Origin of the sequence: Myroides sp. JBRI-B21084 (assembly GCF_030545015.1) — a bacterium.
GTDB lineage: Bacteria > Bacteroidota > Bacteroidia > Flavobacteriales > Flavobacteriaceae > Flavobacterium.
The window spans coordinates 1,432,097-1,456,293 of sequence record NZ_CP120653.1 but is presented as its reverse complement, the minus strand read 5'-3'; the positions used below and the strand labels follow the sequence as shown (position 1 = coordinate 1,456,293).

General features: G+C 34.0%; 25 protein-coding genes. 16 read left to right on the top strand and 9 right to left on the bottom strand.

The window, feature by feature from the left end; translation table 11 throughout:
* Positions 1 to 448: 448 nt before the first annotated feature.
* The 5 genes from galE to P3875_RS07025 form a co-directional block, all read right to left on the bottom strand.
* Entirely contained in the window at positions 449 to 1,462 is a 1,014-nt protein-coding gene (gene galE / locus P3875_RS07045) for a UDP-glucose 4-epimerase GalE (protein ID WP_303443253.1), read from the bottom strand.
* Between the two features lie 13 nt (positions 1,463 to 1,475).
* Positions 1,476 to 1,904, bottom strand: coding sequence for an adenylyltransferase/cytidyltransferase family protein (locus tag P3875_RS07040; RefSeq protein ID WP_303443252.1), 429 nt, complete (start codon positions 1,902 to 1,904; stop codon positions 1,476 to 1,478).
* Positions 1,905 to 2,026: 122 nt separating this feature from the next.
* Positions 2,027 to 3,319, bottom strand: coding sequence for a nucleotide sugar dehydrogenase (locus tag P3875_RS07035; RefSeq protein ID WP_303443251.1), 1,293 nt, complete (start codon positions 3,317 to 3,319; stop codon positions 2,027 to 2,029).
* A 60-nt stretch (positions 3,320 to 3,379) separates the two neighbouring features.
* Positions 3,380 to 4,786 carry a sigma-54-dependent transcriptional regulator gene (locus tag P3875_RS07030; RefSeq protein ID WP_303445426.1) on the bottom strand — a complete coding sequence of 469 codons (1,407 nt, stop codon included), beginning with the start codon at positions 4,784 to 4,786 and terminating at the stop codon, positions 3,380 to 3,382.
* Between the two features lie 167 nt (positions 4,787 to 4,953).
* Positions 4,954 to 6,150: an aminotransferase class I/II-fold pyridoxal phosphate-dependent enzyme gene (locus P3875_RS07025; RefSeq protein WP_303443250.1), complete on the bottom strand. Its 1,197-nt coding sequence runs from the start codon at positions 6,148 to 6,150 to the stop codon at positions 4,954 to 4,956.
* Positions 6,151 to 6,306: 156 nt separating this feature from the next.
* Here P3875_RS07025 and P3875_RS07020 point away from each other — a divergent pair, with 156 nt between their 5' ends.
* The gene (locus P3875_RS07020; protein ID WP_303443249.1) at positions 6,307 to 6,768 is read left to right on the top strand and encodes an Lrp/AsnC family transcriptional regulator; all 462 of its coding nucleotides are present in this window, start codon (positions 6,307 to 6,309) and stop codon (positions 6,766 to 6,768) included.
* Here the strand turns inward: P3875_RS07020 and xerD are convergent.
* Positions 6,763 to 7,662 (bottom strand): site-specific tyrosine recombinase XerD, encoded by a 900-nt coding sequence (gene xerD, locus P3875_RS07015; RefSeq protein WP_303443248.1) that lies wholly within the window; start codon positions 7,660 to 7,662, stop codon positions 6,763 to 6,765. The two genes, P3875_RS07020 and xerD, sit on opposite strands and share 6 nt — an antisense overlap.
* Before the next feature lie 69 nt (positions 7,663 to 7,731).
* Positions 7,732 to 8,535 carry a porin family protein gene (locus tag P3875_RS07010; protein WP_303443247.1) on the bottom strand — a complete coding sequence of 268 codons (804 nt, stop codon included), beginning with the start codon at positions 8,533 to 8,535 and terminating at the stop codon, positions 7,732 to 7,734.
* Positions 8,536 to 8,808: 273 nt separating this feature from the next.
* On the opposite strand from P3875_RS07010, the gene aroQ reads away from it, so the two are divergent.
* Positions 8,809 to 9,234 (top strand): type II 3-dehydroquinate dehydratase, encoded by a 426-nt coding sequence (aroQ, locus tag P3875_RS07005; RefSeq protein ID WP_303443246.1) that lies wholly within the window; start codon positions 8,809 to 8,811, stop codon positions 9,232 to 9,234.
* Between the two features lie 11 nt (positions 9,235 to 9,245).
* On the opposite strand, the gene proS is transcribed toward aroQ, so the two are convergent.
* Entirely contained in the window at positions 9,246 to 10,724 is a 1,479-nt protein-coding gene (gene proS / locus P3875_RS07000; protein ID WP_303443245.1) for a proline--tRNA ligase, read from the bottom strand.
* A gap of 99 nt (positions 10,725 to 10,823) precedes the next feature.
* Between proS and P3875_RS06995 the strand changes: the two genes are divergently transcribed.
* The 5 genes from P3875_RS06995 (at position 10,824) to P3875_RS06975 (ending at position 16,524) form a co-directional block, all read left to right on the top strand.
* Positions 10,824 to 11,681: a hypothetical protein gene (locus P3875_RS06995; protein ID WP_303443244.1), complete on the top strand. Its 858-nt coding sequence runs from the start codon at positions 10,824 to 10,826 to the stop codon at positions 11,679 to 11,681.
* A gap of 34 nt (positions 11,682 to 11,715) precedes the next feature.
* On the top strand, positions 11,716 to 13,251 hold the full coding sequence (locus tag P3875_RS06990; protein ID WP_303443243.1) for an OmpP1/FadL family transporter: 1,536 nt from the start codon (positions 11,716 to 11,718) through the stop codon (positions 13,249 to 13,251).
* A gap of 82 nt (positions 13,252 to 13,333) precedes the next feature.
* Positions 13,334 to 14,182, top strand: coding sequence for a hypothetical protein (locus P3875_RS06985; protein ID WP_303443242.1), 849 nt, complete (start codon positions 13,334 to 13,336; stop codon positions 14,180 to 14,182).
* A gap of 55 nt (positions 14,183 to 14,237) precedes the next feature.
* Positions 14,238 to 15,554 carry a 30S ribosomal protein S12 methylthiotransferase RimO gene (gene rimO, locus P3875_RS06980; protein WP_303443241.1) on the top strand — a complete coding sequence of 439 codons (1,317 nt, stop codon included), beginning with the start codon at positions 14,238 to 14,240 and terminating at the stop codon, positions 15,552 to 15,554.
* 52 nt (positions 15,555 to 15,606) lie between these two features.
* Positions 15,607 to 16,524 (top strand): AEC family transporter, encoded by a 918-nt coding sequence (locus P3875_RS06975; RefSeq protein WP_303443240.1) that lies wholly within the window; start codon positions 15,607 to 15,609, stop codon positions 16,522 to 16,524.
* Between the two features lie 6 nt (positions 16,525 to 16,530).
* Here the strand turns inward: P3875_RS06975 and P3875_RS06970 are convergent, their stop codons facing one another.
* Complete coding sequence (locus tag P3875_RS06970) at positions 16,531 to 17,598, bottom strand: tyrosine-type recombinase/integrase (RefSeq protein ID WP_303443239.1); 1,068 nt, start codon at positions 17,596 to 17,598, stop codon at positions 16,531 to 16,533.
* Between the two features lie 212 nt (positions 17,599 to 17,810).
* Here P3875_RS06970 and P3875_RS06965 point away from each other — a divergent pair, with 212 nt between their 5' ends.
* From P3875_RS06965 to P3875_RS06930, 9 genes are all read left to right on the top strand, one after another.
* Positions 17,811 to 18,983, top strand: a complete 1,173-nt coding sequence (locus P3875_RS06965) for a type I restriction enzyme HsdR N-terminal domain-containing protein (RefSeq protein ID WP_303443238.1) — start codon at positions 17,811 to 17,813, stop codon at positions 18,981 to 18,983.
* A gap of 287 nt (positions 18,984 to 19,270) precedes the next feature.
* Positions 19,271 to 20,041 carry a lincosamide nucleotidyltransferase Lnu(H) gene (gene lnu(H), locus P3875_RS06960; RefSeq protein ID WP_077564604.1) on the top strand — a complete coding sequence of 257 codons (771 nt, stop codon included), beginning with the start codon at positions 19,271 to 19,273 and terminating at the stop codon, positions 20,039 to 20,041.
* Between the two features lie 546 nt (positions 20,042 to 20,587).
* Positions 20,588 to 21,178: a TetR/AcrR family transcriptional regulator gene (locus P3875_RS06955; RefSeq protein ID WP_303443237.1), complete on the top strand. Its 591-nt coding sequence runs from the start codon at positions 20,588 to 20,590 to the stop codon at positions 21,176 to 21,178.
* A gap of 7 nt (positions 21,179 to 21,185) precedes the next feature.
* The gene (locus tag P3875_RS06950; RefSeq protein ID WP_303443236.1) at positions 21,186 to 21,641 is read left to right on the top strand and encodes a hypothetical protein; all 456 of its coding nucleotides are present in this window, start codon (positions 21,186 to 21,188) and stop codon (positions 21,639 to 21,641) included.
* Positions 21,642 to 21,650: 9 nt separating this feature from the next.
* Positions 21,651 to 21,977: a cupin domain-containing protein gene (locus tag P3875_RS06945; protein ID WP_303443235.1), complete on the top strand. Its 327-nt coding sequence runs from the start codon at positions 21,651 to 21,653 to the stop codon at positions 21,975 to 21,977.
* Between the two features lie 35 nt (positions 21,978 to 22,012).
* Complete coding sequence (locus P3875_RS12160) at positions 22,013 to 22,105, top strand: lipoprotein (RefSeq protein WP_442930313.1); 93 nt, start codon at positions 22,013 to 22,015, stop codon at positions 22,103 to 22,105.
* Positions 22,106 to 22,149: 44 nt separating this feature from the next.
* Positions 22,150 to 22,533 carry a hypothetical protein gene (locus P3875_RS06940; protein WP_303443234.1) on the top strand — a complete coding sequence of 128 codons (384 nt, stop codon included), beginning with the start codon at positions 22,150 to 22,152 and terminating at the stop codon, positions 22,531 to 22,533.
* A gap of 3 nt (positions 22,534 to 22,536) precedes the next feature.
* Positions 22,537 to 22,833 carry a cupin domain-containing protein gene (locus P3875_RS06935; RefSeq protein WP_303443233.1) on the top strand — a complete coding sequence of 99 codons (297 nt, stop codon included), beginning with the start codon at positions 22,537 to 22,539 and terminating at the stop codon, positions 22,831 to 22,833.
* A gap of 1 nt (position 22,834) precedes the next feature.
* Entirely contained in the window at positions 22,835 to 24,193 is a 1,359-nt protein-coding gene (locus P3875_RS06930) for a TolC family protein (RefSeq protein WP_303443232.1), read from the top strand.
* The last annotated feature ends 4 nt before the right edge of the window (positions 24,194 to 24,197 follow it).

Here is a 24,197-nt window from a genome sequence, read left to right as displayed (position 1 = left end):
GTATTTAATCTCCATTGTGGTTAATTAGTCCTTTTCGGCTTTTCTCTTCTTTTACGCCCAGGCTTTATTTTACAGCTTGGAAGTCGTGAATTTTCGATTTATGACTAAAAGAAGCAAAAGTCTTTTTTTATCTTGCCGCGGAAAGAAAAAGGTTAAATGGCGTTTTACAAGCTACCGTATCGCAGTTCGATAAACTCACTGACCAATCCTATTTGATTACGTTTTCTTCAATTAGTTAACGTTCGCTTTCTTTCCAATGGCGCTTTAGATTGTGATTAGTTCACTATTTCGTTTGTTTTTTGAAGATTTGGTGAAATTGTGAATTGTAAATCTAACTTTATTAACTAATGAAGCTAAAACATTCACCCCCTCCCCTTTCAAAGGGGGAATTGATAAAACGGTACTTTACTTGGTTGTATCCATAAAAAAATCGGTTAAAAACCGATTTTTATATTTCTGTAAGTTGTTTTTGAAAGTTCCAAGCAGTTTGCATGGATTTTTGCAAAGGAGTTTTAGGGCACCAATTCAATTCTTTTTGAGCTAAAGAATAATCGGCATACGCTTGCTCAATATCACCTGCTCTGCGTGGTTTTATTTCAAATGGAATTTTAATATGGTTTGCGTTTTCAAAAGCTTGAACAATTTCTAAAACCGTTGAGCCGGTTCCAGAACCCAAATTAAAATACTCTATTTTTGTTTTGTTTTGGTTTAATAATAAACGTTGTATTGCTTTTACATGCGCATCGGCTAAATCGTTCACATCGATATAATCGCGAATGGCTGTACCATCTTTTGTATTATAATCATTCCCAAAAACGTTCAATTTAGACTTATTCCCAATTGCAATTTGTAAAATATAGGGCACTAAATTTGTGGGAATGGGCTGTAAATCACCTAAAGTACCATTTATGTTTGAACCAACCGGATTAAAATAACGCAACGCAATGGCATTTTTATTGGTGGCATTCACAAAATCTTCTATAATTTCTTCTCCCATTTTTTTTGTATTTCCGTAGGGTGATTCGGGCTTTTTCAAAGGGGTGTTTTCGTGTATAGGCATTTCATCGGCCTGACCGTAAACTGTACAAGATGAAGAAAATATGAAGTTATTAGCGTCATGTTCCTCCATTGCTTGTAAAACATTGATTAAACCTACTAAATTATTACGGTAATACATTAACGGTTTTGTTACTGATTCACCTACAGCTTTGTAAGCAGCAAAATGTATAACGCCATCAATTTTATGCGATTGAAAAAAAACGCTCACCGCATTGTAATCTTTTAAATCGATGTTGTAAAAAATGGGTTGTATATTGGTGATTTCGGTTATTTTTTCCCAAACATTAATGATTGTATTGGATAAATCATCGATTATAAACACATTAAAACCGGCTTGTTGCAAGGCTACCACAGTATGTGAACCAATATACCCCAACCCACCGGTTACTAAAATATTTTTCATGTTGTTTGGTAGGCTATTTTGCTAATTTAATCACTTCTTTTTCGGCTACTGTTTTACGCAAGCCCGAACTAGAAAAACGGTGATCGCGTGTATTGAAGTATAATTCAATCCCTTTTTCTTCACAATATGTTCTCCCGGTAAAGTTTTTATCACGGTATTCTTCTCCTAAAATACGTACGTCAATTTTAAACGAGCGCAAAATATCTTCTAAATCTTGTTCAGTAGCATAAGGTACAATTTCATCTACGTGCTTGCATCCTTTTAACTGTATGTATCTTTCAACAACAGTTTGTGCTGGTCGGTTTTTTTCTGGTCGATCTAATGTTGGATCGGTTTGTAAACCACAAATTAAATAATCGCATTGGCGTTTTGCATCTTCAAGCATTTTTATATGTCCGGCATGTAACAAATCAAATGCGCTAAAAGTAATTCCTATTTTCATAAGCATCTTGTTTTAATTTTAAAAACAAATTTAAGGTGGAAATTTACTACATTTTGTAGAATTAACGAAACAAACAAGGTTTTATTTTAGAAAAAAGCACACAAGAGAATACAAACAACGCATTACAAACGACCGTTAACTGATTGATTTAAAACCGATTTTACGTCGTAAACAATACCCATTGGTTTTAAAAACTGTTGTAAGTTAAGCTGTAAAAACTGTTGGTGCGCTACGGCTAAAACAACTGCATCATACGCTTCCATTTCAGGCTGTTCAATCAATGTTACGTTAGCGTGTTTTGTAACGTTGTTTGGAGATACCCAAGGGTCAAAAACCGATACTTTACAACCAAAGTCGGTTAATCCATCAATTACATCGGTTACTTTTGAATTACGCATATCGGGGCAATTTTCTTTAAAAGTGATGCCTAAAATTAAAACGTTTGCATTTTTAATTTTTAAATCGTTTTGAATCATCAACTTTACTACTTGCGATGCCACAAAAGACCCCATGGAATCATTTAACCTACGAGCCGATAAAATAAGTTCGGAATAATATCCCATTTGTTGTGCTTTTTGTGCCAAATAAAAAGGATCGACCCCAATGCAATGTCCGCCCACCAATCCAGGTTTAAAAGGCATAAAATTCCATTTAGTACCAGCCGCTTGTAACACTTCGGTAGTATCTATACCCATTAAAGCAAAAATTTTAGCCAATTCATTTACAAAAGCAATGTTGATATCGCGTTGTGCGTTTTCGATGACTTTTGCAGCTTCAGCGACTTTTATGGACGATGCTTTATGGGTGCCCGCTGTAATTACCGACGCGTATAATTCATTCACAAAATGAGCAACCTGTGGTGTAGAACCTGAGGTTACTTTCGTAATTTTATCTATGGTTCGATTTTTATCTCCTGGATTTACACGTTCTGGTGAATAGCCAGCAAAAAAATCGGTGTTAAACTTTAAATTGGAATAGCGCTCTAAAACAGGTACACATTCTTCTTCGGTTACCCCCGGATAAACGGTAGATTCATAAATAACTACATCGCCTTTTTTAAGAACATTAGCAATTGTTTTTGAAGCATCTTTTAAAGGGGTTAAATCGGGCGTGTTGTTTTTGTCTACCGGTGTAGGAACCGTAATAATAAAAACAGTAGCTTGTTGCAATTGATTGGCGTTTGCAGTTACCCATAAACCGTATTGTGAATCAACCAAAGACTCCTTATTTTGAATAACCGCTTTTAAATCATTTTCTGAAACTTCTAATGTATGATCTACACCTTGTTGCAATTCGTTTATTCGCTGCTGGTTTACATCGAACCCAATTACCTTGTATTTAGACGCAAATAAGCACGCCAAAGGTAAACCTACATATCCTAAACCTATGATTGCAATTACTGGTGCAGTATTCATATTTTTTTTGATTAAAGTTGTAAAAAACAATGTTTTTACCCCAAAAGTAATTAATAGTTGTTATAAATCTATATTGTACAACTTTAATTTGTTGTACAAGGTTTTTCTGTCGATGCTTAATATTTGTGCTGCTTTGGTTTTATTGTATTTTGCTTTTTCTAACGCTAAACGAATAAGATGCTCTTCGTTTTGAGAAGAATACAATTTTAAATCGTGATTAAAATGCATGTTGTTAGATGTAGACGCCGATGCATTTTGTATCATACTTTTACTAATTGTTGATTGAAACATTTCTTCGGGCAATACATCTTTTTCAATCAAAGAAGTTGTACTTAGCAACACAGCACGCTTAATTACGTTGCGCATTTCACGTAGGTTTCCAGGCCATTCGTATTGTAAAAAAAGGTCTATCACTTCGTTAGACAAACCATCAATTTGGCGTTCTAATTCGTTATTAGATTGTTGAATAAACAAATTTGCGAATTCTAAAATATCTTTTCCACGTTCGTTTAAGCGAGGGGCTTGTATAGAAAATTCGTTTAAACGATGGTATAAATCCTCTCTAAAATGACCTTCACGAACCGCTTTTAATAAATCTTCGTTTGTAGCAGCAATAATGCGTATATCTACATTAACTTCTTTACTGCTACCAATTGGTTTTACTTTACGTTCTTGCAAGGCTCTTAACAACTGCACTTGCACATCGTACGATAAATTGCCTACTTCATCTAAAAAAACAGTACCTCCGTTAGCTGCTTCGAAATGACCAATTTTATCGCCAATAGCACCTGTGAACGATCCCTTTACATGACCAAAAAATTCACTTGCAGCTAATTCTTTTGGTATAGCACCACAATCAACCGCTATAAAAGGCATGCTGCTGCGTTTGCTTAATTGATGAATGGTAGATGCTATGTTTTCTTTGCCCGTACCGCTATCACCTATAATAAGCACCGAAATATTGGTAGGTGCCACCACGTTTATAAATTCGTGTAGTTGCTTTGATTTTTTACTGGATCCTTTAATAAACTTTAAGTTGTTAGGAGCTGTAGCTACACTATTTACATTTATATGATTTGTTTCAGATGTAACTGTATTTTGAACTTTTTCATTTAAAGCTTTATCAATGGTATGCAGCATTTCTTCGGAGTTAATGGGTTTAGAAACGTAATCATAAGCACCCATTTTCATCACATTAACTGCCGTTTTTATGTCGGTATACCCAGTCATTAAAATTACTTGAATGGCAGGGTTAATATTTTTTATAAATTTAAGAATCTCAATACCGTCGCTATCAGGTAAACGTACATCGGTCAATACCAAATCTACTGTTTCTGTATTTAGCAAAACAGCTGCTTCTTTAAATGAAAAAGCATTAAAAACCTGAAAACCTTTCTTAGACAAAAAGGTCTTCATCATTAAGCAAAAAGACACATCGTCTTCAATTATTAAGATTTTTTTCATTATTTGGGCAAACTATTTTTGTAGTTAGAAAGTATTGCCGAAAGTTACAAAATAATTGATATATGTTGGTGTTTCCTTTTTTAAAATTTTAACAAACGTATTTATTTTGAATTACATATAAATAGAAAACAAAAAAAAACCATTGTAAAACAATGGTTTTTAATATGTTTTTAAAGAATATTTAAATCTACCAAACAACTTTTGATTAATTGAAAGGTGCGTTCTATATCGTTGTCTAAACCAATAGAAAAGCGAATTAATCCGTTAGATAAGCCCATTTCTTTTTGTTCGTCTTCAGGAATTTCTGATGATGTTGAAGTACCAGGTGCGCTAAACAACGTTTTATAAAAACCTAAACTAACGGCTAAGTACCCAATGTTGCGCTCTTGCATTAATTCCATAACTGCATTTGCATTTTCTAACGACCCTACATCAATAGTTAACATTCCACCAAAACCAAACTCGGCATTGTACATGCTTTTAAATATTTGGTGCGATGGATGTTGCTCTAAACCTGGATAAACCGTTTTAACACCTAAATTTTGTAACGCTTGTGCCAAATACAAACCATTTGCACTGTGTTGTTTCATACGCAAATGTAACGTACGCATGTTTTTTAAAATACTAGCCGACCTGAAACTATCCATAGTAGAACCCAACAACATACATGCACCGTTGTTTACGTTTTTTAAACTATTAATAAAATCAGTACTGCCACAAACCACACCACCTACTGTATCGCTACTACCGTTAATGTATTTTGTTAAGCTGTGTATAACAATATCGGCACCTAAATTTGCAGGTGTTACACTTAAAGGCGAAAAAGTATTATCAACTACTACCTGAATACCAAGTGGTTTACAAATTGTAGCAATTGTAGCAACATCGGCTACTTCTAATAATGGATTACTCACCGTTTCAAAATACACGGCTTTGGTATTTGGTTTAATAAGCGTTTTAATTTTATCGATATTTGTAATATCAACAAAATCAATTTCTACACCAAAATCGGGTAGAAAATTCTTTAAAAAAGCATATGTACCACCGTAAATGGTGCGACTAGCAATTAAATGATCGCCTTTTTTACACAATTGCATTAAAGTAGCGGTGATAGCTCCCATACCCGAAGCGGTTACATTGGCATCTTGTGTGTTTTCTAACTGCGCTAATGCTTGTGCCAGATATAAATTAGAAGGTGAACTGTGGCGACTGTATAAATAACAGCCATCGGTATTGCCTTCAAATGTATCGAACATTGTTTTAGCGGCTAAGAATGTATAGGTAGAAGAATCGGAAATTGATGGATTTACTCCACCAAACTCTCCAAAAAATTGTAAATCTTGAATTTTATCAGCTGGTTTAAACATATTTTATATTTTTGATTGCATATTTGATTGTTTAAATATAACAACCCACTTGTGTATTTACAAATAAATCACTATAAATTAGAAAACAAATCTAATAATCTTGTATTTTAGCCGAATATAATTCTACTAAAATAAAAAATAAATTAAAATTTACATATGAAACTTGATGCTATTGATTTAAAACTAGTTGCTTTATTACAAAAAAATTGCAAGCAAACTACCAAAGAATTGGCCGACCAATTAACACTTTCTACAACAGCGGTTTACGAACGTATTAAAAAATTAGAAAAGCAACAAATCATTACCGATTATGTTGCGGTTGTAAATAAAGACAAAATTAACCGCAGTTTTATGGCGATATCGCATGTTAAAATAAAATCACATTCAAAAGACGCCATTATACAATTCGAAAAAAAAATCCATCAAATACCTGAAGTTTTAGAATGTTTTCACGTAAGTGGCGAGTATGATTATATTTTAAAAATTGGCGTAGCCGATATGGAAGCTTACCGAGAATTTATGCTTTCAAAATTAACTACAATGGAAGAAGTACAAAGTACACATAGTATGTTTGTTATACAAGAAGTTAAAAGTTTAAAAACATATCCCATATTATAACAAACCAACTGATTTGTTGTTCCAAGGGTGATATTTTTCAATTTCTTCTTTCAGTTTTGATTTGTCTAAATGCAGGTAAATTTCGGTAGTAGTAATAGATTCATGCCCTAACAACATTTGAATAGCACGAAGATCGGCTCCGTTTTCAAGTAAATGCGTCGCAAACGAATGACGCAATGTATGCGGGCTAATGTTTTTATTTACGCCTGCTTGTATGGCAAGGTTTTTTAGAATGGTAAAAATCATTGCGCGGGTAAGCTGATTGCCCCTACGGTTTAAAAAAAGTACATCTTGCGCTTGAGGTTTTACCTTAATATGTTGTCTTACTTGTGTAATGTACGTGGTAATTTTTTGCATGGCTGTGCGTGTAATAGGCACTAAACGTTGTTTTGTGCCTTTACCTAGTACGCGTATAAACCCATCGGCAAAAAACAAATCGGATAACTTTAATTGTACCAATTCAGAAACGCGAAGTCCACAACTATACAATACTTCAATAATAGTATCGTTTCGCAGTCCTAATTCATCCTTTTTATTAATAACATTTTGTAACGCTTCAATTTCATCAACCGATAAAACCACAGGCAATTTGCGCGTAATTTTAGGAAGTTCAATAAACGTAACTGGGTTTTGGCTAATGGTATTTTGAAGAATTAAAAAATTATAAAAGTGATTTAACGACGATAAGATGCGTGCTTGAGTTGTAGGCGCTAAAAAATTAGCAATACAATAAATAAACGCTCTAATATGGTTTTCGGTAGCTTGTTCTAAAGGAACATCATCTTTTAAAAATGTTTGAAATTTTTCTAAATCGTACAAATAATTTACAATGGTGTTGGCAGCAACACCACGTTCTAATTTTAAATAATAAGTATAATTTTCAATTAAATCCATAAAAAAGCCACCTTAATTAGGTGGCTAAAAATAGTGTTTTAAAATTAAAATATCTAACTAATTGTATTTTTAAAATTTATATCCTACAGAAAGTTGAACCGATGTATTTGTTAAAGGTGCAAATTTTAAATTTTTGTTCATGTAGTCAATTTCGCGTTGTAACTCTGTTCCAGCATCTGGAATAGTGAATTTACGGTAATCGTTATCAATTTTATACACGTCTTGTAAACCCATATAATATCTAAAGTTAAAGAAAACCCCTGATTCTAAATGAAAGCTAAAACCACCTGTAAGACCATAATCTAATCGTTCGTAATAATCAAAAGGATCTTTACTGCGGTAACCAGCTTCAAATACTGCCTGATCTAATTTAGAAAACGATGCCGTATAACGCGGGTCAGTTAAGTACAAGTACGAGCGTGCAGTGTTGTATTTATTAGCATCAAACTGACCTTTTGCATGCAACATATACCCTACTTGTGCGCCAAATTCTAACGAAAAGTTTTTATTGGTGTAATATTTAAACGTAATTGGCAAATACATATAATGCATGGTAACATCCTCTAACTTATTAGTTTCGATTGTTTCATCAGTCATTATATCAATTTGATCATATTCTGTTCCTTTATAACCTTGCACGGCATATTGCAATTCTGCTTGTACAGCAAATTTTTTGTAAAAAGACAAAGGAATTTCTACTGTACCACCAATTTGCAAACCAGGCTTAAATTCTTGTGTGTTACCACCGGTTAATTTAGACATGTTAGGTCCAATTTTAATACCTGTTTCAATTAGGTTTCTGTTATTGCGTTGCGCAAAGCTACTTGTTGTTAACAACCCTAAAAAAGCGATTGACAGTAATATTTTCTTCATTAGTTTAGCTTTAAATATATTTTAAGGCTTAAAGATATAAAAAAAGCCTATTAAAAAATAAAAGGCTCTTAAAATTTTATTAATTTTTTTTAAAAAAATGTTATTTTAAAGGAAAAAGCCCAATTAAAAGTAATTAAATGATGTATTAAGTTGATTTAAACAACTTAGAAAGTTTGAAAAAAAAGCAGCTTCATACATCTTAAATTTTATTTTATACAAAAAGCATTTTACGAACTTTTATATCTTTACAAATCATAAAACGGAATTATATATATGAAAATAGCAATAGTAAATGGCCCAAACTTAAATTTATTAGGCACTAGAGAACCTAATATTTATGGCAATACAACCTTTACAAGTTATTTTGAAACCTTACAACAAACTTTTAAAGAAGTAGAATTAATGTATTTTCAAAGTAATCACGAAGGGGCACTTATTGATAAGCTACACGAATTAGGATTTAGTTTTGATGGTATTGTGCTTAATGCAGGTGCCTATACCCATACATCCATTGCCCTTGCCGATGCTGTTAGGGCTATCACCACCCCTGTAATTGAAGTACATATTAGCAATGTTTACCAACGCGAAACGTTTAGGCACCATTCATATCTTGCTGCTGCTGCTATAGGTGTGATTAGTGGATTTGGATTAAATTCTTACCACTTAGCAATAGAAGCATTCATAAAAAAACCGGTTTAAAACCGGTTTTTTTAATAAGCTTTTGCAAATAACACTCTACCTTTTGAAGGGTTGCCTGTAAACACACACTTTCCTTCTTCGGGTTTTTGATCCATAGGAATGCAGCGTATGGTTGCTTTGGTAAGCTCTTTTATACGTTCTTCTGTTTCAGCAGTTCCGTCCCAATGAGCTAACAAAAACCCTCCTTTGGTATTTAAAACTTCTTTAAACTCATCAAATGAATTTACTTCTGTAATATTTTCTTCTCTAAAATTCAATGCTTTAGAAAATAAATTATTTTGAATTTCATTTAATAAATTTTCAATATAATTCACCGCATCAGAAGCAGCCACTACTTCTTTAGACAAGGTATCTCTTCTTGCCACCTCAAACGTTCCATTTTCTAAATCTTTAGGACCAATAGCAATACGCACAGGCACTCCTTTTAATTCCCATTCAGCAAATTTAAAACCTGGTTTTTGGGTATCACGATCGTCGTATTTAACAGAAATTCCTTTCTTTTTAAATTCAGCAATTAACTCATCAGCCTTATCCCCAATTTGTTGCAATTGCTCATCGGTTCTATGAATAGGCACAATAACCACTTGTATTGGCGCTAATTTTGGAGGAAGTACCAATCCGTTGTCATCAGAATGCGTCATAATAAGCGCCCCCATTAAACGAGTAGAAACCCCCCAAGAAGTAGCCCAAACATATTCTTGCTTACCTTCTTTGTTAGTAAATTTCACATCAAATGCTTTGGCAAAGTTTTGACCCAAAAAGTGCGATGTACCTGCTTGTAATGCTTTACCGTCTTGCATTAAAGCTTCAATAGTATAGGTATCATCGGCACCAGCAAAACGTTCGGTTTCTGTTTTAACTCCTTTAATTACAGGAATACCCATAATATTTTCAACCACATCAACATACACCTCTTGCATTTTTTTAGCTTCAATTAAAGCTTCTTCTTTAGTTGGATGTGCCGTGTGACCTTCTTGCCATAAAAATTCGGCCGTTCTTAAAAACAAACGGGTACGCATTTCCCAACGAACCACATTTGCCCATTGATTGATTAATATTGGTAAGTCGCGGTACGATTGAATCCACCCTTTATAAGTGCTCCAAATAATAGCTTCAGAAGTTGGTCTAACAATTAATTCTTCTTCTAATTTCGCATCGGGATCCACCATTAATTTGCCTGGGTTATTAGGATCGTTTTTTAAACGATAATGTGTAACAATAGCACATTCTTTAGCAAAACCTTCGGCATTTTTTTCTTCCGCTTCAAATAAACTTTTTGGAACAAATAACGGAAAATAAGCGTTACTATGGCCTGTTTCTTTAAATCGACGGTCTAATTCGCCTTGTAATTTTTCCCAAATAGCATAACCATAAGGTTTGATAACCATACAACCGCGTACGCCTGAATTTTCGGCTAAATCGGCTTTCACAACCAATTCATTATACCATTTTGAATAATCTTCTGCCCTAGTAGTAATATTCTTGCTCATTTTTTGTATATTGGTATGTATTTTGATTAAACAATATTAACAATTATTTTTATGCAAATCTACTTAAATTTGTAATGTTCAACAATAAAAACTTAAAATATGCTACGTATACCCTTTAAAAAATACCATGTACTAGGCATTGGCTTGGTGGCATGTGTAAGTACGGCCCTTACGGGTTGTTCTAGTTTAAACCAACAACCATATGATATTGATGGCGTGTATTACAGCGATAAAATACAAGTTGCAGACACCCATGAAAAAGGCGCTTACTATACCGAATATTTTAAAGAAACTACTGAAAACAGCGATGGGTATTTTACAAACGTTGATGAGTACACATCGGGCTACAACAACCAAAATGGTGGTTGGGGCGATGCAACTACTGATACAACATTCGTTTACAATTACAACTTAGGCGGTTGGGGCTATCCGTATTGGGGGTGGAATGGTTGGAATTTTGGCTGGGCTATGGGTTATGGCTACGGTTTTGGTTGGGGTGGCTATTGGGGCTATCCGTATTATGGTTGGGGCAATCCGTATTGGGGTTGGGGCTACCCGCATTACAGTTACCGAAGCATATCGCGCAACCATTCGGTACGCACCTTCACATCGCGTCAAATGAATCAAGCAAACGTTGCACAAAACATGGGACGTAACCCATTGATTGGCACAAAACGAAACTTTAATTTATCAACAACTTTTGCACGTGAAACAGTAAAAGCAAATCGTATGAATAGTTCTAATTCTAGATTTGAGAACAATTCTTTAAACCGTTCCTCACGCAGCAATCGAATAGAAAGTAATAGATCACAATCGATAAATCGACCTACTTACACCCCATCAAGCAACAGCAGAATGCAATCTGGTGGTAGTTTTGGCGGTTCACGAAGCGGTGGCAGTATGGGTGGTGGCATGCGCACAGGTGGTGGCATGCGCACAGGTGGTGGCCGACGTTAATTATTAAATTTACACTTAAAAGATTTTACATTTTATGAAAAAAATATATTTACCATTGCTTGCTGTATGCGGATTTTTACAAACACAAGCTCAAGAATTTAACCCTAATGATGCCGTAACAATTGGCACCCAACAAATAAACGGTTCGGCGCGTTTCAACGCCTTAAACGGTGCTTTTGGTGCTTTAGGCGGCGATTTATCGGCATTGCAAATAAACCCTGCAGGTAGCGCCTTATTTAATTACAACCATTTTAGTTTTACAGGTAATGTACAATGGCAAAAAAACAAATCTATTTTTAATGGAAATGAATCAACCGCTAAAGAAAGTGATTTGAATTTATCTAACTTTGGAGCTGTTTTTGTAATGGATTCTAAAAAAGCCGATCAAGCGCTAAAGAAAACTACAATAGGTTTAGCGTACCAAACCAACGCACGTTTTAATAACCGCACATTTGCCAGTGGCGTTAGCAACCAATCGGTTACCAATTATTTTTTAGGACATGCAAATTACGGAAACAACGGCAGCAGCATACCTTTAGATTTGGTGCAAACTTTACCAAACGAAACTATTACTGATTTGTACGATTATTTAAATACCATACCTAATGGTTTTTCGGCTCAACAAGCCATGCTAGCCTATCAAGCGTATTTAATTAACGACAACGGTAGTGACACTGGTTACGTTTTAAACGGCAGCGGAAACAGTTTTTATCAAGAAAACGAAACCTATACTACTGGCTTTAACAACCAATTAACAGGAAACGTTGCGTTTGATTTTAACAAAAAACTTTATGTAGGTGCTAATTTAAACTTGCATTTTATTGATTACTTAACAAGCACAGCTATTTACGAAGAAAATCGTGCAGCGGTTACCGATGGTTATAAAGAACTTTTATTTAGAAATGAAACCTACACTTATGGATCTGGCTTTTCATTTAACATAGGTGGTATTTACAAAGTTAATAAAGATATACGCTTAGGCGCGGCTTACCAATCGCCAACTTGGATGCGTTTACAAGACGAATTTACCCAAAGTTTACAAACAAGCATTGGCACAGCTGGCAGCTTTCAGTTGTATGATGTAGATCCTGCTATAACAACTTTATATGATAAATATTCGGTAAAAAATCCAGGTTCATTAACAGGTAGTTTTGCTTATTTATTTGGTAAAAAAGGTTTGTTAAGTATAGATTACACTCGTAAAGATTATAGTACCATAACTTATAAAGCCGATGGTGCAAATTATGATGCAGTTAACAACTACTATAAAAATAATTTACAAGCAACAAACGAATTTAGAATTGGTGGTGAATACCGTTTAAACAAAGTAAGTTTACGCGCAGGCTACCGTTTTGCAAACAGTCCGTACAAAAACAAAGCTATTTTAGACGATTTAACAAGTTATAGCGGCGGAATTGGTTACAGCTTTGGAGCATCTCGCCTTGATTTAGGTTATCAATTCTGGCAACAAAACAGTCAAAGCCAAATGATTAGTTCTGGCACTACCCAATTTGCAAAAAACCAAGGTAACAACCATAATATAAGCATTAGTTACTCGGCAAGTTTTTAACATCAAATTTTATAAAACACAAGTCCTTACAAAATTCATGTAAGGATTTTTTTTATAGTATCTTTGCAAAAAATCATTAATAATGAAAACACTACGCCAACTGATCTTATTAAGCAGTTTAACCCTAACAACCTTAAGTAGTTTTGCACAACAAACAAAACTTAAACCAAAACCATATACAGCAAGTAACAAAGGTAAATTCTTTGTTTATTGGGGAGGAAATAGAGGCTATTATTCAAAATCGGATTTACATTTTCAGGGCAACGATTTTGATTTTACCGTAAAAAACGCCACAGCACACGATAAACCTAAAGGGTGGCATATCGATTATATCAACCCTACAAAAATGACCATTCCACAAACAAATTTACGTATAGGGTATTTTGTAACTGATAAATATAATGTTTCTATTGGGGTAGATCATATGAAATATGTGATGACGCAAAATCAAGAAGCAACCGTAACGGGTAATTACCCCAATTTAGGTAGTTATGGCGAAGTTTTACCTAACGGAAAAACCAAACTAACCGAAGATTTTTTAAAGTTTGAACATACCGATGGGTTGAATTATATAAATACCGAACTTACACGTTACGAAGATATGTCAAAATATTTAGGCATTACAAAAATAGATAAATTACAAATAAATGCCTTTTTAGGTGGTGGTGTAGGTATTTTGTATCCTAAAACCAACGCAACCGTACTTGGCCGCGAACGTTACGATGATTTTAAAGTAGCTGGTTGGGGTGCAAATGTAAAAGCTGGTGTAAACGCAACCTTTTTAAAACACTTTTTTGTGCAGTACGAGTGGAAATTTGGCTACATACACGTAGTAAAGGCACCTATTATTTTAAACAACAACGCTTACGCATCGCATAGGTTTACTTTTAACCAAGGTGTTTTTGCAGTAGGTGGCATTTTTAAAATTTAATTTAACGCTTAGTTATTAATTAAAATTGTAATTTTGCACCCTGAATTTTAAATCTATGAGAACTAAATCTTTAAGAAAGAACAAAATAAACGTAGTTACCCTTGGCTGTTCTAAAAACGTTTACGATAGCGAAGTTTTAATGGGACAATTAAAAGCAAGCGGAAAAGATGTAACCCATGAAGCTACCAATGATGAAGCTAATATTGTGGTGATTAACACCTGCGGTTTTATTAACAATGCCAAAGAAGAATCGGTAAATACTATATTAGAATACGTTGATAAGAAAGAGCAAGGTTTAGTAGATAAAATTTTTGTAACCGGATGTTTATCTGAACGTTACAAACCCGATTTAGAAGCAGAAATACCAGACGTAGATCAGTATTTTGGCACTACCGATTTGCCTTTATTATTAAAAGCTTTAGGCGCAGATTACCGCCATGAATTACTTGGCGAACGTTTAACAACTACGCCAAAAAATTACGCGTATTTAAAAATTTCTGAAGGTTGTGACCGTCCGTGTTCTTTTTGTGCTATACCATTAATGCGTGGCAAACACGTATCGCAACCTATTGAAAAATTAGTAAAAGAAGCCGAAACTTTAGCAAAAGATGGTGTTAAAGAACTTATTTTAATAGCGCAAGATTTAACTTACTACGGTTTAGATATTTACAAAAAACGCAATTTAGCAGAATTACTTGAACAATTAGCTAAGGTTGATGGTATAGAATGGATTCGTTTGCATTACGCCTTCCCTACTGGTTTTCCAATGGATGTGTTGGAATTAATGAAACGCGAACCTAAAATTTGTAATTATATTGATATTCCATTACAACACATTGCAGACAACGTTTTAAAATCAATGCGACGTGGTACAACATATGCTAAAACCACCCAATTATTAAAAGATTTTAGAGCAGCTGTACCTGGTATGACCATTCGTACTACTTTAATTGTAGGATATCCTGGCGAAACCGAAGAAGATTTTGAAATACTTAAAAATTGGGTAAAAGAAATGCGTTTTGAACGTTTGGGATGCTTTACTTATTCGCACGAAGAAAACACCCACGCTTATTTGTTAGAAGACGATGTACCTGCAGATGTAAAACAAAACCGTGCCAATGAAATTATGGATATTCAAGCCCAAATTTCATGGGAATTAAATCAAGAAAAAATAGGTAAAACCTTCCGTTGCATTATCGATAGAAAAGAAGGTACTCATTTTATTGGTAGAACCGAATTTGATTCGCCCGATGTAGATAATGAAGTGCTTATTGATGCTACCAAACATTATTTAAAAACTGGCGACTTTGTAGCTATTGAAATTTACGATGCCACCGAATTTGATTTATACGGAACTCCCGTTGCTAAATAAATAACAAAAACCGAAAGTTTACAATTCTTTCGGTTTTTTATTGAACACAAATATGTCAAGCATACTTTTACTTTTTATTTGTTTATTTATAGGAATTGCTATTCAACGGTTAAAAAATTTTCCTAAAAATACGGCTGTTGTATTAAATCAATACATATTATTTGTGGCATTACCCGCCATGGCATTACACTATTTACCCAAAATTAAACTAAGTTGGGATTTGCTTTTACCAGCTTTAGTTGCTTGGATAGCCTTTGGTTTATCGTTTGTGTTATTCAACTTTTTAGGAAAAACCTTCCATTGGTCAAAAAAACTTACGGGGTGTTTAATACTAACTGCTGGTTTAGGCAACACATCGTTTGTAGGCATACCCATTATACAAGCTTTGTATGGCGATGAAGGCTTAAATACCCTTATTATTGTAGATTTACCTGGAACTTTTGTGGTACTTTCAACCGTAGGGGTTTTAGTTGCTACTTTATATTCAAATCAAAAAAAGCAAAACGAATCTATTCTAAAAAAAATGGTTACGTTTCCGCCTTTATTGGCATTTTTGGTAGGTTTGTTCATGATTTTACTTCAAATTGATTTCCCCGAAGCACTTAGTACTACTTTTAAGCAATTGGCTGCAACTATATCACCCGTTGCATTAATTTCGGTAGGTTATCAATTAAAATTTAAAACCTATGGCAAGCATTTTAGGTATTTATTGTTGGGGTTATCGTTTCAATTAATTTTACTTCCGTTTGTAATACTATGTTTGTACTATTTTATTTTAGGTAAAACCGATTTGGCTACAAAAGTTTGTATTATTGAAGCTGCCATGGCACCTATGATTACTGGCGCCATTTTAGCATCGACCTACGGACTAAAACCCGAATTAAGCAACATGATGGTTGGTTACGGCATACCCCTATCGTTTGTAACTATTGCCGCTTGGTATTTTTTGGTAGATTTTTTATTGGTTTGATATTGATTATAAAAAATCGAGCGGACTTTTCACTTTTGTCTTGGCAACATCGGTAACATGTGTATAAATTTGGGTAGTTTTTATAGAATTATGTCCTAACAATTCTTGCAAAAACCTAATATCGGCACCACTTTCAATTAAATGTGTTGCATAAGAATGTCGCAAGCCATGTACCCCAATATTTTTGTTTATTTTAGCCCGCTTCATAGCTTGTTTAAACACATTTTGCACACTTCGGGTAGTATATGCACCTCTGTATTGACCTTCAAACAAGTATATTTTTGGGCGATACGTTACATAGTAATTTCGCAATAATTGTAAAACCGATTCTGGCAAATTAGTATAACGATCTTTTTTACCTTTTGCGCCTGCAATTAAAACCAACATATTGGTACTGTTAATGTGTTCTATTTTTAAATGAACAATTTCGCTTACTCGCAACCCCATTCCGTAGCATAATTGCAACATAAGTAAATGTTTAGGATTGGTTGTATGCTGAAATATCTTTTTAATTTCGACCTTAGAAAGCATTTTTGGTAATGTTTTTGGGGTTTTAGGACGCGGTATTTCAAAAAACATTTTAGGCTTGTGGCAAACCTGTTCATAATAAAATTTTATGGCATTAATACGGCTGTTTAAATGATTTTCTTTAATTTTTTCTTTTTCAATACAATATAAAAAATAGTCTTTTAAGCGCTCTTGCGGAAGGTTATCAACAGAAAAATGATTTAATGTTTTAAGTAAATGTGCAAATTCAGAAACATACGTACGCATTGTATTTTTACTATACGCTTTTAATTTAAGTTGATTAATAAATTTAATAAAAGCTTGTCTATTTACCTGATTTATTTGCTGTATTAATGTGGCACCAAAATCTTTTTGTGAAAGATTTAAAGCCGTGCGTACGCTAGGTAAATCGGGCAAATACCATGCTTTATTGGTATTGCTAAATTTTACCGATGGAAAGGCGTTTTTAAGATTTTGAATAAGTAAGTAATTTTTAGCAAAACGTATCCAAATTACTTCTTTGTTATTGTGAGTGCCAAAGCTAAAATTGTAAACATTAAAATCCATAAATACAGAAAATTTAGTTCGTAAAACAAATAGATTTAATATAGCAAAAACTGTATTTTTTATTATATCTATTAAAAACACGAAACTAAATTTACTTAAAAATCAGCAATATAATTAACTATTTTAAAACTTTTTAAGTTCTTTTTGAAAACACAAAAACTTTCGTATATTTGGGTGTTGTGTGCAAGCTGACCAAAAAACCGAACGAAGATTTGAAACGATACATTAAAAACGGAAAAGAATGTGTTCTGTGCCATTCAAGAAAAAAACTGATACAAATAACACCTGAAGAAATAATTCGACAGGAATTTGTATCAAAACTAATTTCCGAATTTAATGTTCCAATCGAAATGATTGACGTAGAAGTTCCATTATCATATTATCAAAAGGGAAAAAGAGGAAGAGCAGATATTATTGTTTCAGGATTCGACAAAGAAAATTTCGAAAAAATTCCATTAATCGTCATTGAATGTAAAGCACCAACAGTTCACTTAACTGACAAAGTTTTTGAACAAACAATGCACTATGACGAATTTTTAGAACCAGAAATAATGGTAATGACTAACGGACACGAAACAATTTCGTATAGTTGGAATAATGAAATTAGAGATTATCTCGAGATTGTAACAATTCCAAAATATTCTGACTTAATCAAAGGAATAGGAATAGAATTTCAAGAAGAAATAGTTAACGAATGGAAAAGACCCAATCATAAAGACAATATTGAAAAAAACCGAGATATATTGTTAGCTGATTATAATCTTGGAGAAGATACAGATATAAAATTAGTTCCTTTCATAACAAACTTGGTCGGACTGATTTATGATGATAGCGAAAAAGCAAATCAACTTCACTTAAAAAGTAAAACTTTCATTAGTGATGGTGGAATAAGATTTACAACATTTGGAAATGCAGCAGGAGGAAGTTTTACAGGAGAATACAGATATTTCATTGTAGAAAATGACAACCAAGAAACCGAATTGGTAAGTATTTCAATTATGGGAAAAATTTCGACAAAAAACCACCCAAAATGGAAAAACAGTAATGGGTTTACACTTTTCAATGTAGCAATAGACGATTTTGAAAACAGTCATATGTCCCTTGAATATTCAATAGACAGATTTGTGGAAATTAACGATAATGAATATTCATTTTGGCACGATGGAACATTAACAGTTGGAAACAAAGGACGGGCTAAAAACAAAGATGTGATTGATTTTATAAAAGTTCATAGTCCACATTTAATAAAAAACGACAGAATATATTTAGGAACAATTGACAATTCAAAACCATTTGTCTGGAAAGACAAGAATGTAAATGAATTAATTGCTAATTTTATAGATTATGGATTTGTCCGAGATGAATTTAGAAAAACATATAAATAAAAGCCTACACACAACATTGTATAAGCGTAATGCGGGCGAAAGTGCTAAATTTAAACTTATGAACTATTAACAAACATTTTGATAAAGTTGAAAGTGTTGGCTTTGTAATCCCGCACTACGCTTATACGTTACCGTTGGCGGTAATTTTACCAAACAGAATGTTGAACATAAAAAAGTATAATCCGATGAAGCTATAAGTAACTGTCCAAAATAAACAACGTAAAACTTTTTCATTGCTTTCGAAAAGTAGTGAAAATTTCTATTATCAACATTTAAAAATTAGAAAAATGACACAGTTACAAATGATTGACAAAACAAAATATATAGCTCAACAAGACGAAAATGTTTCCGCCGTTTTTATGTATGGTTCATTTACCAAAAACGAAGGAGACAAATATTCTGACATCGAATTTTACATCTTCTTGAAAAATAAAGAAAATTTCTCGACAGAAAAATGGGTAAATCAAATTCATCCTTTGGCTTTATATTTTACAAACGAATATGGAAGTGAAGTTGCTATTTTCGAGAATATGGTCAGAGGAGAATTCCATTTTTTAAAAACGGAGGAAATTGAAATTATCAAATCTTGGGACGGAATTGTTGAATTTAGCGATTTTGACCAAATGAACCTAACCGACAAAGATGGACTTTTAAGGAAAACGCTTAATCAAATCAAAACGAAATCGCCTGAAAGAATAACAAATGAAAATATTTTGTGGTTAAGCCAATCATTACTGAATGTTGTACTGACAACAAGCAACTTGATTAAACGAGAAGAATTTGCTCACGCTCATCACAGTTTATCAAATGTGCAGAAATACTTGCTTTGGCTTATAAGAGCAAGAACAAGCAAAACGCAACATTGGGAAAGTCCGACTAAAAGTCTCGAAAAGGACATTGACACGATTTGGTATTCAGCGTATAAAAAAGTAACATCAGATTTAAATCCCAAAAACATCATTTTGGCTTTTGAGAACTCATTAAATTTATCGGAAAAACTATTTGATGAACTAAATATTGAACCCAAACTGAAAGAAATCCTACACAAAATAAGATAAAAAAACTACCGCCAACATCGGTTTTGCAAAAGAGCGGGTTAAGTGGTTAATTCAAGGTTTGTGCATTTAATCCGCAAAACCATTTTTTATTTGCTTTTAAAATGTAAATTAGCAAATAGAAAAAATGGTTTTGCTTAAGTTAGTTCAAAATTGAAAGTTTAGTCTTTCTAATCCGCTCCTTCGCAAAGCCGCAAAACGTTATAGCCAATGGTAGGACAACCCTCCGAACATTAACAGCCAGTAACCATTTTAACAATTAAACAGCAAGTAAGCCGACACTCATTGCCTACCTTTCTGTATTTTTTATTTTTCCCACCGCACATTTTTTTAATTCAATTTTAGCCGACACGCATTTGGCACATTTGGTTTTGCCCGACACACAAAACCAACGCTTGGCAAACCAAAAGAGCCACTTTTTTCCAACACTTTTAATGACGATTTGAAAGAAGTGAAAAACTTTTTTCAAGAAAATATTGTCACTTAAAAAACTATTTCTACCTTTGCGAGTGAATACTAACTAACGTGATTAGTTAGCAAACAAATAATATGGAAAAGTTCACAGATAGGCAAATAGAAATAATGGAAGCTGCAACGGCTCGGATTGATGCTTACGGTATTCAAAACCTGACTATCAAAACGCTGGCTGCCGATATTGGTTTATCCGAACCGGCTTTATACCGTCATTTTAAAAGCAAGAATGATATTTTACTTGGTTTGCTCAACTATTTCATAACAGGAATGAAAAACCGCATAAGTAACATTCCTGTAAATCCTAACGCAACGGCAGGAGATGAATTGAGGGATATTTTTAAATCGCAACTGCAAACCTTTACAGATAAGCCTGCGATTGTTAGTGTCATTTTTGCGGAAAGTATTTTTCATTATGATGAGGGATTGAGTTATAAAGTTTCCGAAATAATGGAATTAATGCACCAATATGTCAATGCAAACATTGAAAAAGGACAAAAAGCAGAGCAATACGGCAAGCTAATCAATGCTTCCACGCTTACCACTATTATACTTGGAGGAATGAGAATGACCGTATTGAAATGGAAATTGTCAGGGCATAAATCCAACCTGATGAAAGACGGGAAAGCAGTTTTGGAGGGAATTTTAAAAATGATTGAAAAAAAATAATTGAGATATGAAAAAAGTAATTGTATTTGGAATGAGCCTTATGCTTTTGTGGAGCTGTAATAATTCCACTGAAAAATCAACTACACATCAGGAAACAGAAAATCACACAGAACATCAACACGATGAGAGTTCCGAAGCTATTGAACTCAACAATGGTGAAAAATGGCTGGTGAACGAAGAAATGAAACCCTTTGTATTGAAAGGCGAAGAACTGGTAAATTCTTATATCCAAAATAATCACACAGATTATAAAGCATTAGCTCAACAGGTAAAAGACCAAAATAGCCAACTCATAAAAAGCTGTACAATGGACGGAAAAAGCCACGATGAACTGCACAAATGGCTGCATCCACATCTTGAAATAGTGAAGACGTTGGAAAATGAAACAGATGCAACAAAAGCAAATGAAATTGTTTCGCAACTGCAATATTCTTATCAGCACTATCATCAGTATTTTAATTAAACAACGAGTATGGCAACATTTGAAAAAGAAAGCATTTTCAATCTCGAAAATGCGATTGAATATACAAGCGGCGGTGTAATCAGCAAACAGGTTATCAAAAGCAAAGGCGGTAATTTGACTTTGTTCTCGTTTGACAAAGAACAGGGATTATCCGAGCATAAAACGCCTTTTGATGCCATTGTGCTGATTTTGGACGGTGAAGCAGAGATTACTATTGGTGGTAAGCTTCATCTTTTAAAGAAAGGCGAGAGTATTATTATGCCGGCAAATGTTCCCCATGCACTGAAAGCGGTTGAACGCTTTAAAATGCTGCTGACAATGATACGCGATGTTTAAAACAACAAAATAAACAACTCAAAAAATAATTAAATATGAGGAAGATATTTATCCCGATCACAATACTATTAATGATTTCTGCCTGTTCGCAGTCAAGCAAGAACTGCAAAAACAAATTGATGAATTAGAGGCTAAAATAGACAATGCCTATAAACCCGGTTTTGGTGATTTTATGGGCAGCATCCAAAATCATCACAATAAACTATGGTTTGCGGGTATCAACGAAAATTGGGAATTGGCAGATTTTGCGATGCATGAACTCGAAGAATTGTTTGATGATATAAAAACAATGCATCCCGACCGTGATGAAACAAAAGCTATACCGATGATAGAACCAGGAATGGCGGCTGTGGACAATGCCATCGAACACCAAAATAAAGAGGAATTTAAACGAGGATATATTACGCTTACCAACAACTGTAACACCTGCCACCAAGCTACCAAACACGAGTATATAAAGATAAAAATACCCACTACTCCTTCTTATAGCAATCAGGATTTTACTCGTTGGTTTGATGAAATGAAAAATAATACACCCAACAATAACAAAAATTAAATTATGGAAAAATCTGTCATCCCAAATGTTACGGTACTTGCGACGGGTACCGATTTTGCCACTAAACAGATGCAAGCCAATGCAGGGGAAGTAATGCCTCTGCATCACGCTGATCAGGAGTCGATGTTATTCATTTATGAAGGCGAGTGTATTTTGAGAATCAACAATAAAGAAATCTTTTTGAAATCTGGCGAAGCAGCAACCATTCCGGCATTAGTAAAACATCAGATCAAAGCCGTTAGCGATTATAAAGGAATTCACTTTATGCCAAAGGAAATAAAATTTGAATTTTTCAAATAGAATGAACATAGAAAACAAAAAAATTTGCTCAATTATGTTAGTGAACACTCACAAACTACTTATTATTCCGTTGATATTTATCGGGTGGATTACTGTTCAGGCACAAGAAGTCTGGACACTGAGACAATGTATTGATACGGCACAGGTCTATAACAAAACCCTGCAAATCAACAGAAACCATATCCGCATCAGCGAACAAAGGGAAAAAGAAGCAAAAGCCAATCTCATTCCGAAAGTTACAGCCAATGCCGATTACAAATATTTTATGGAATTGCCTACACAGCTAATGCCGATGAATGCACTCAATCCGCAAGCACCCGAAGGGCAATTCAGAGATTTGCAATTTGGTGTTCCACACAACATCAATGCAAATGTGCAGTTGGCAATGCCGTTGTATAATCCGCAGGTTTATGGAGCGATTGAGAATACAAGAATTGCCAATGCACTGACACAGCTTCAATTTCAAAAATCGGAAGAACAGGTTTTATACGACATCACTACGCTGTATTATAACGCTCAAATATTGAAACATCAATTGGATTTTTTGGAAAGCAATCTGATAAATACCCAAAAGCTCTTAAAGAATATGGAACTTTTGAAAGAACAGTTATTGGCAAAGGGAACAGATGTGAGTAAAGTGAAATTGCAAGCCGAGCAGTTAAATACCCAAAGGGAAAACGTTCACAATAAATACATTTCAATTCTAAATGCACTAAAACTGAACATCGGTATCCCATTGGAGCGAAATATTACCGTTGTTTCTGAAATCGAACAGCAAACCTTGACGGAAAATAATGTAGAAAATATATTGGATTTGAAAATTATTAAGACACAAAACAAACTATTGAACAGTGAATTGAGTACGTTTAACAAATCACGATTTCTACCCTCGCTTAATTTGATTGCTTCCTACGGAACAACAGGTTTTGGCTACGACAAAACCCCAAATGACTTTCTGAAATTTTATCCCATAGGCTTTGCAGGTTTGCAACTGACTTACCCGCTTTTCAACGGAACAGTTACACAGCGAAAAATAAATCAAAAAAAACTGGAAATCAGCAATAACGAATTGCAGGCTCAACTGATTGGCGATAAAAACAAAATGGAAACTGAAAATGCTTTAAGGCAAAGAAAGATTGCACAGCAAACAGTCATCAATACCGAAAATCAAATCACTTTGGCTCAATCTATTTATGAGCAAACCATTTTACAACAAAAGCAAGGTACGACAACACTTACCGATGTTTTATTGGCTGATAATGCACTTCGTGAAGCACAGCAAAATTACCTGTCGGCAGTTATAGATTATCTGAAAGCGGATTTGGAGCTAAAAAAGCTGGCAGGAACAATTAAGAATTAAAATA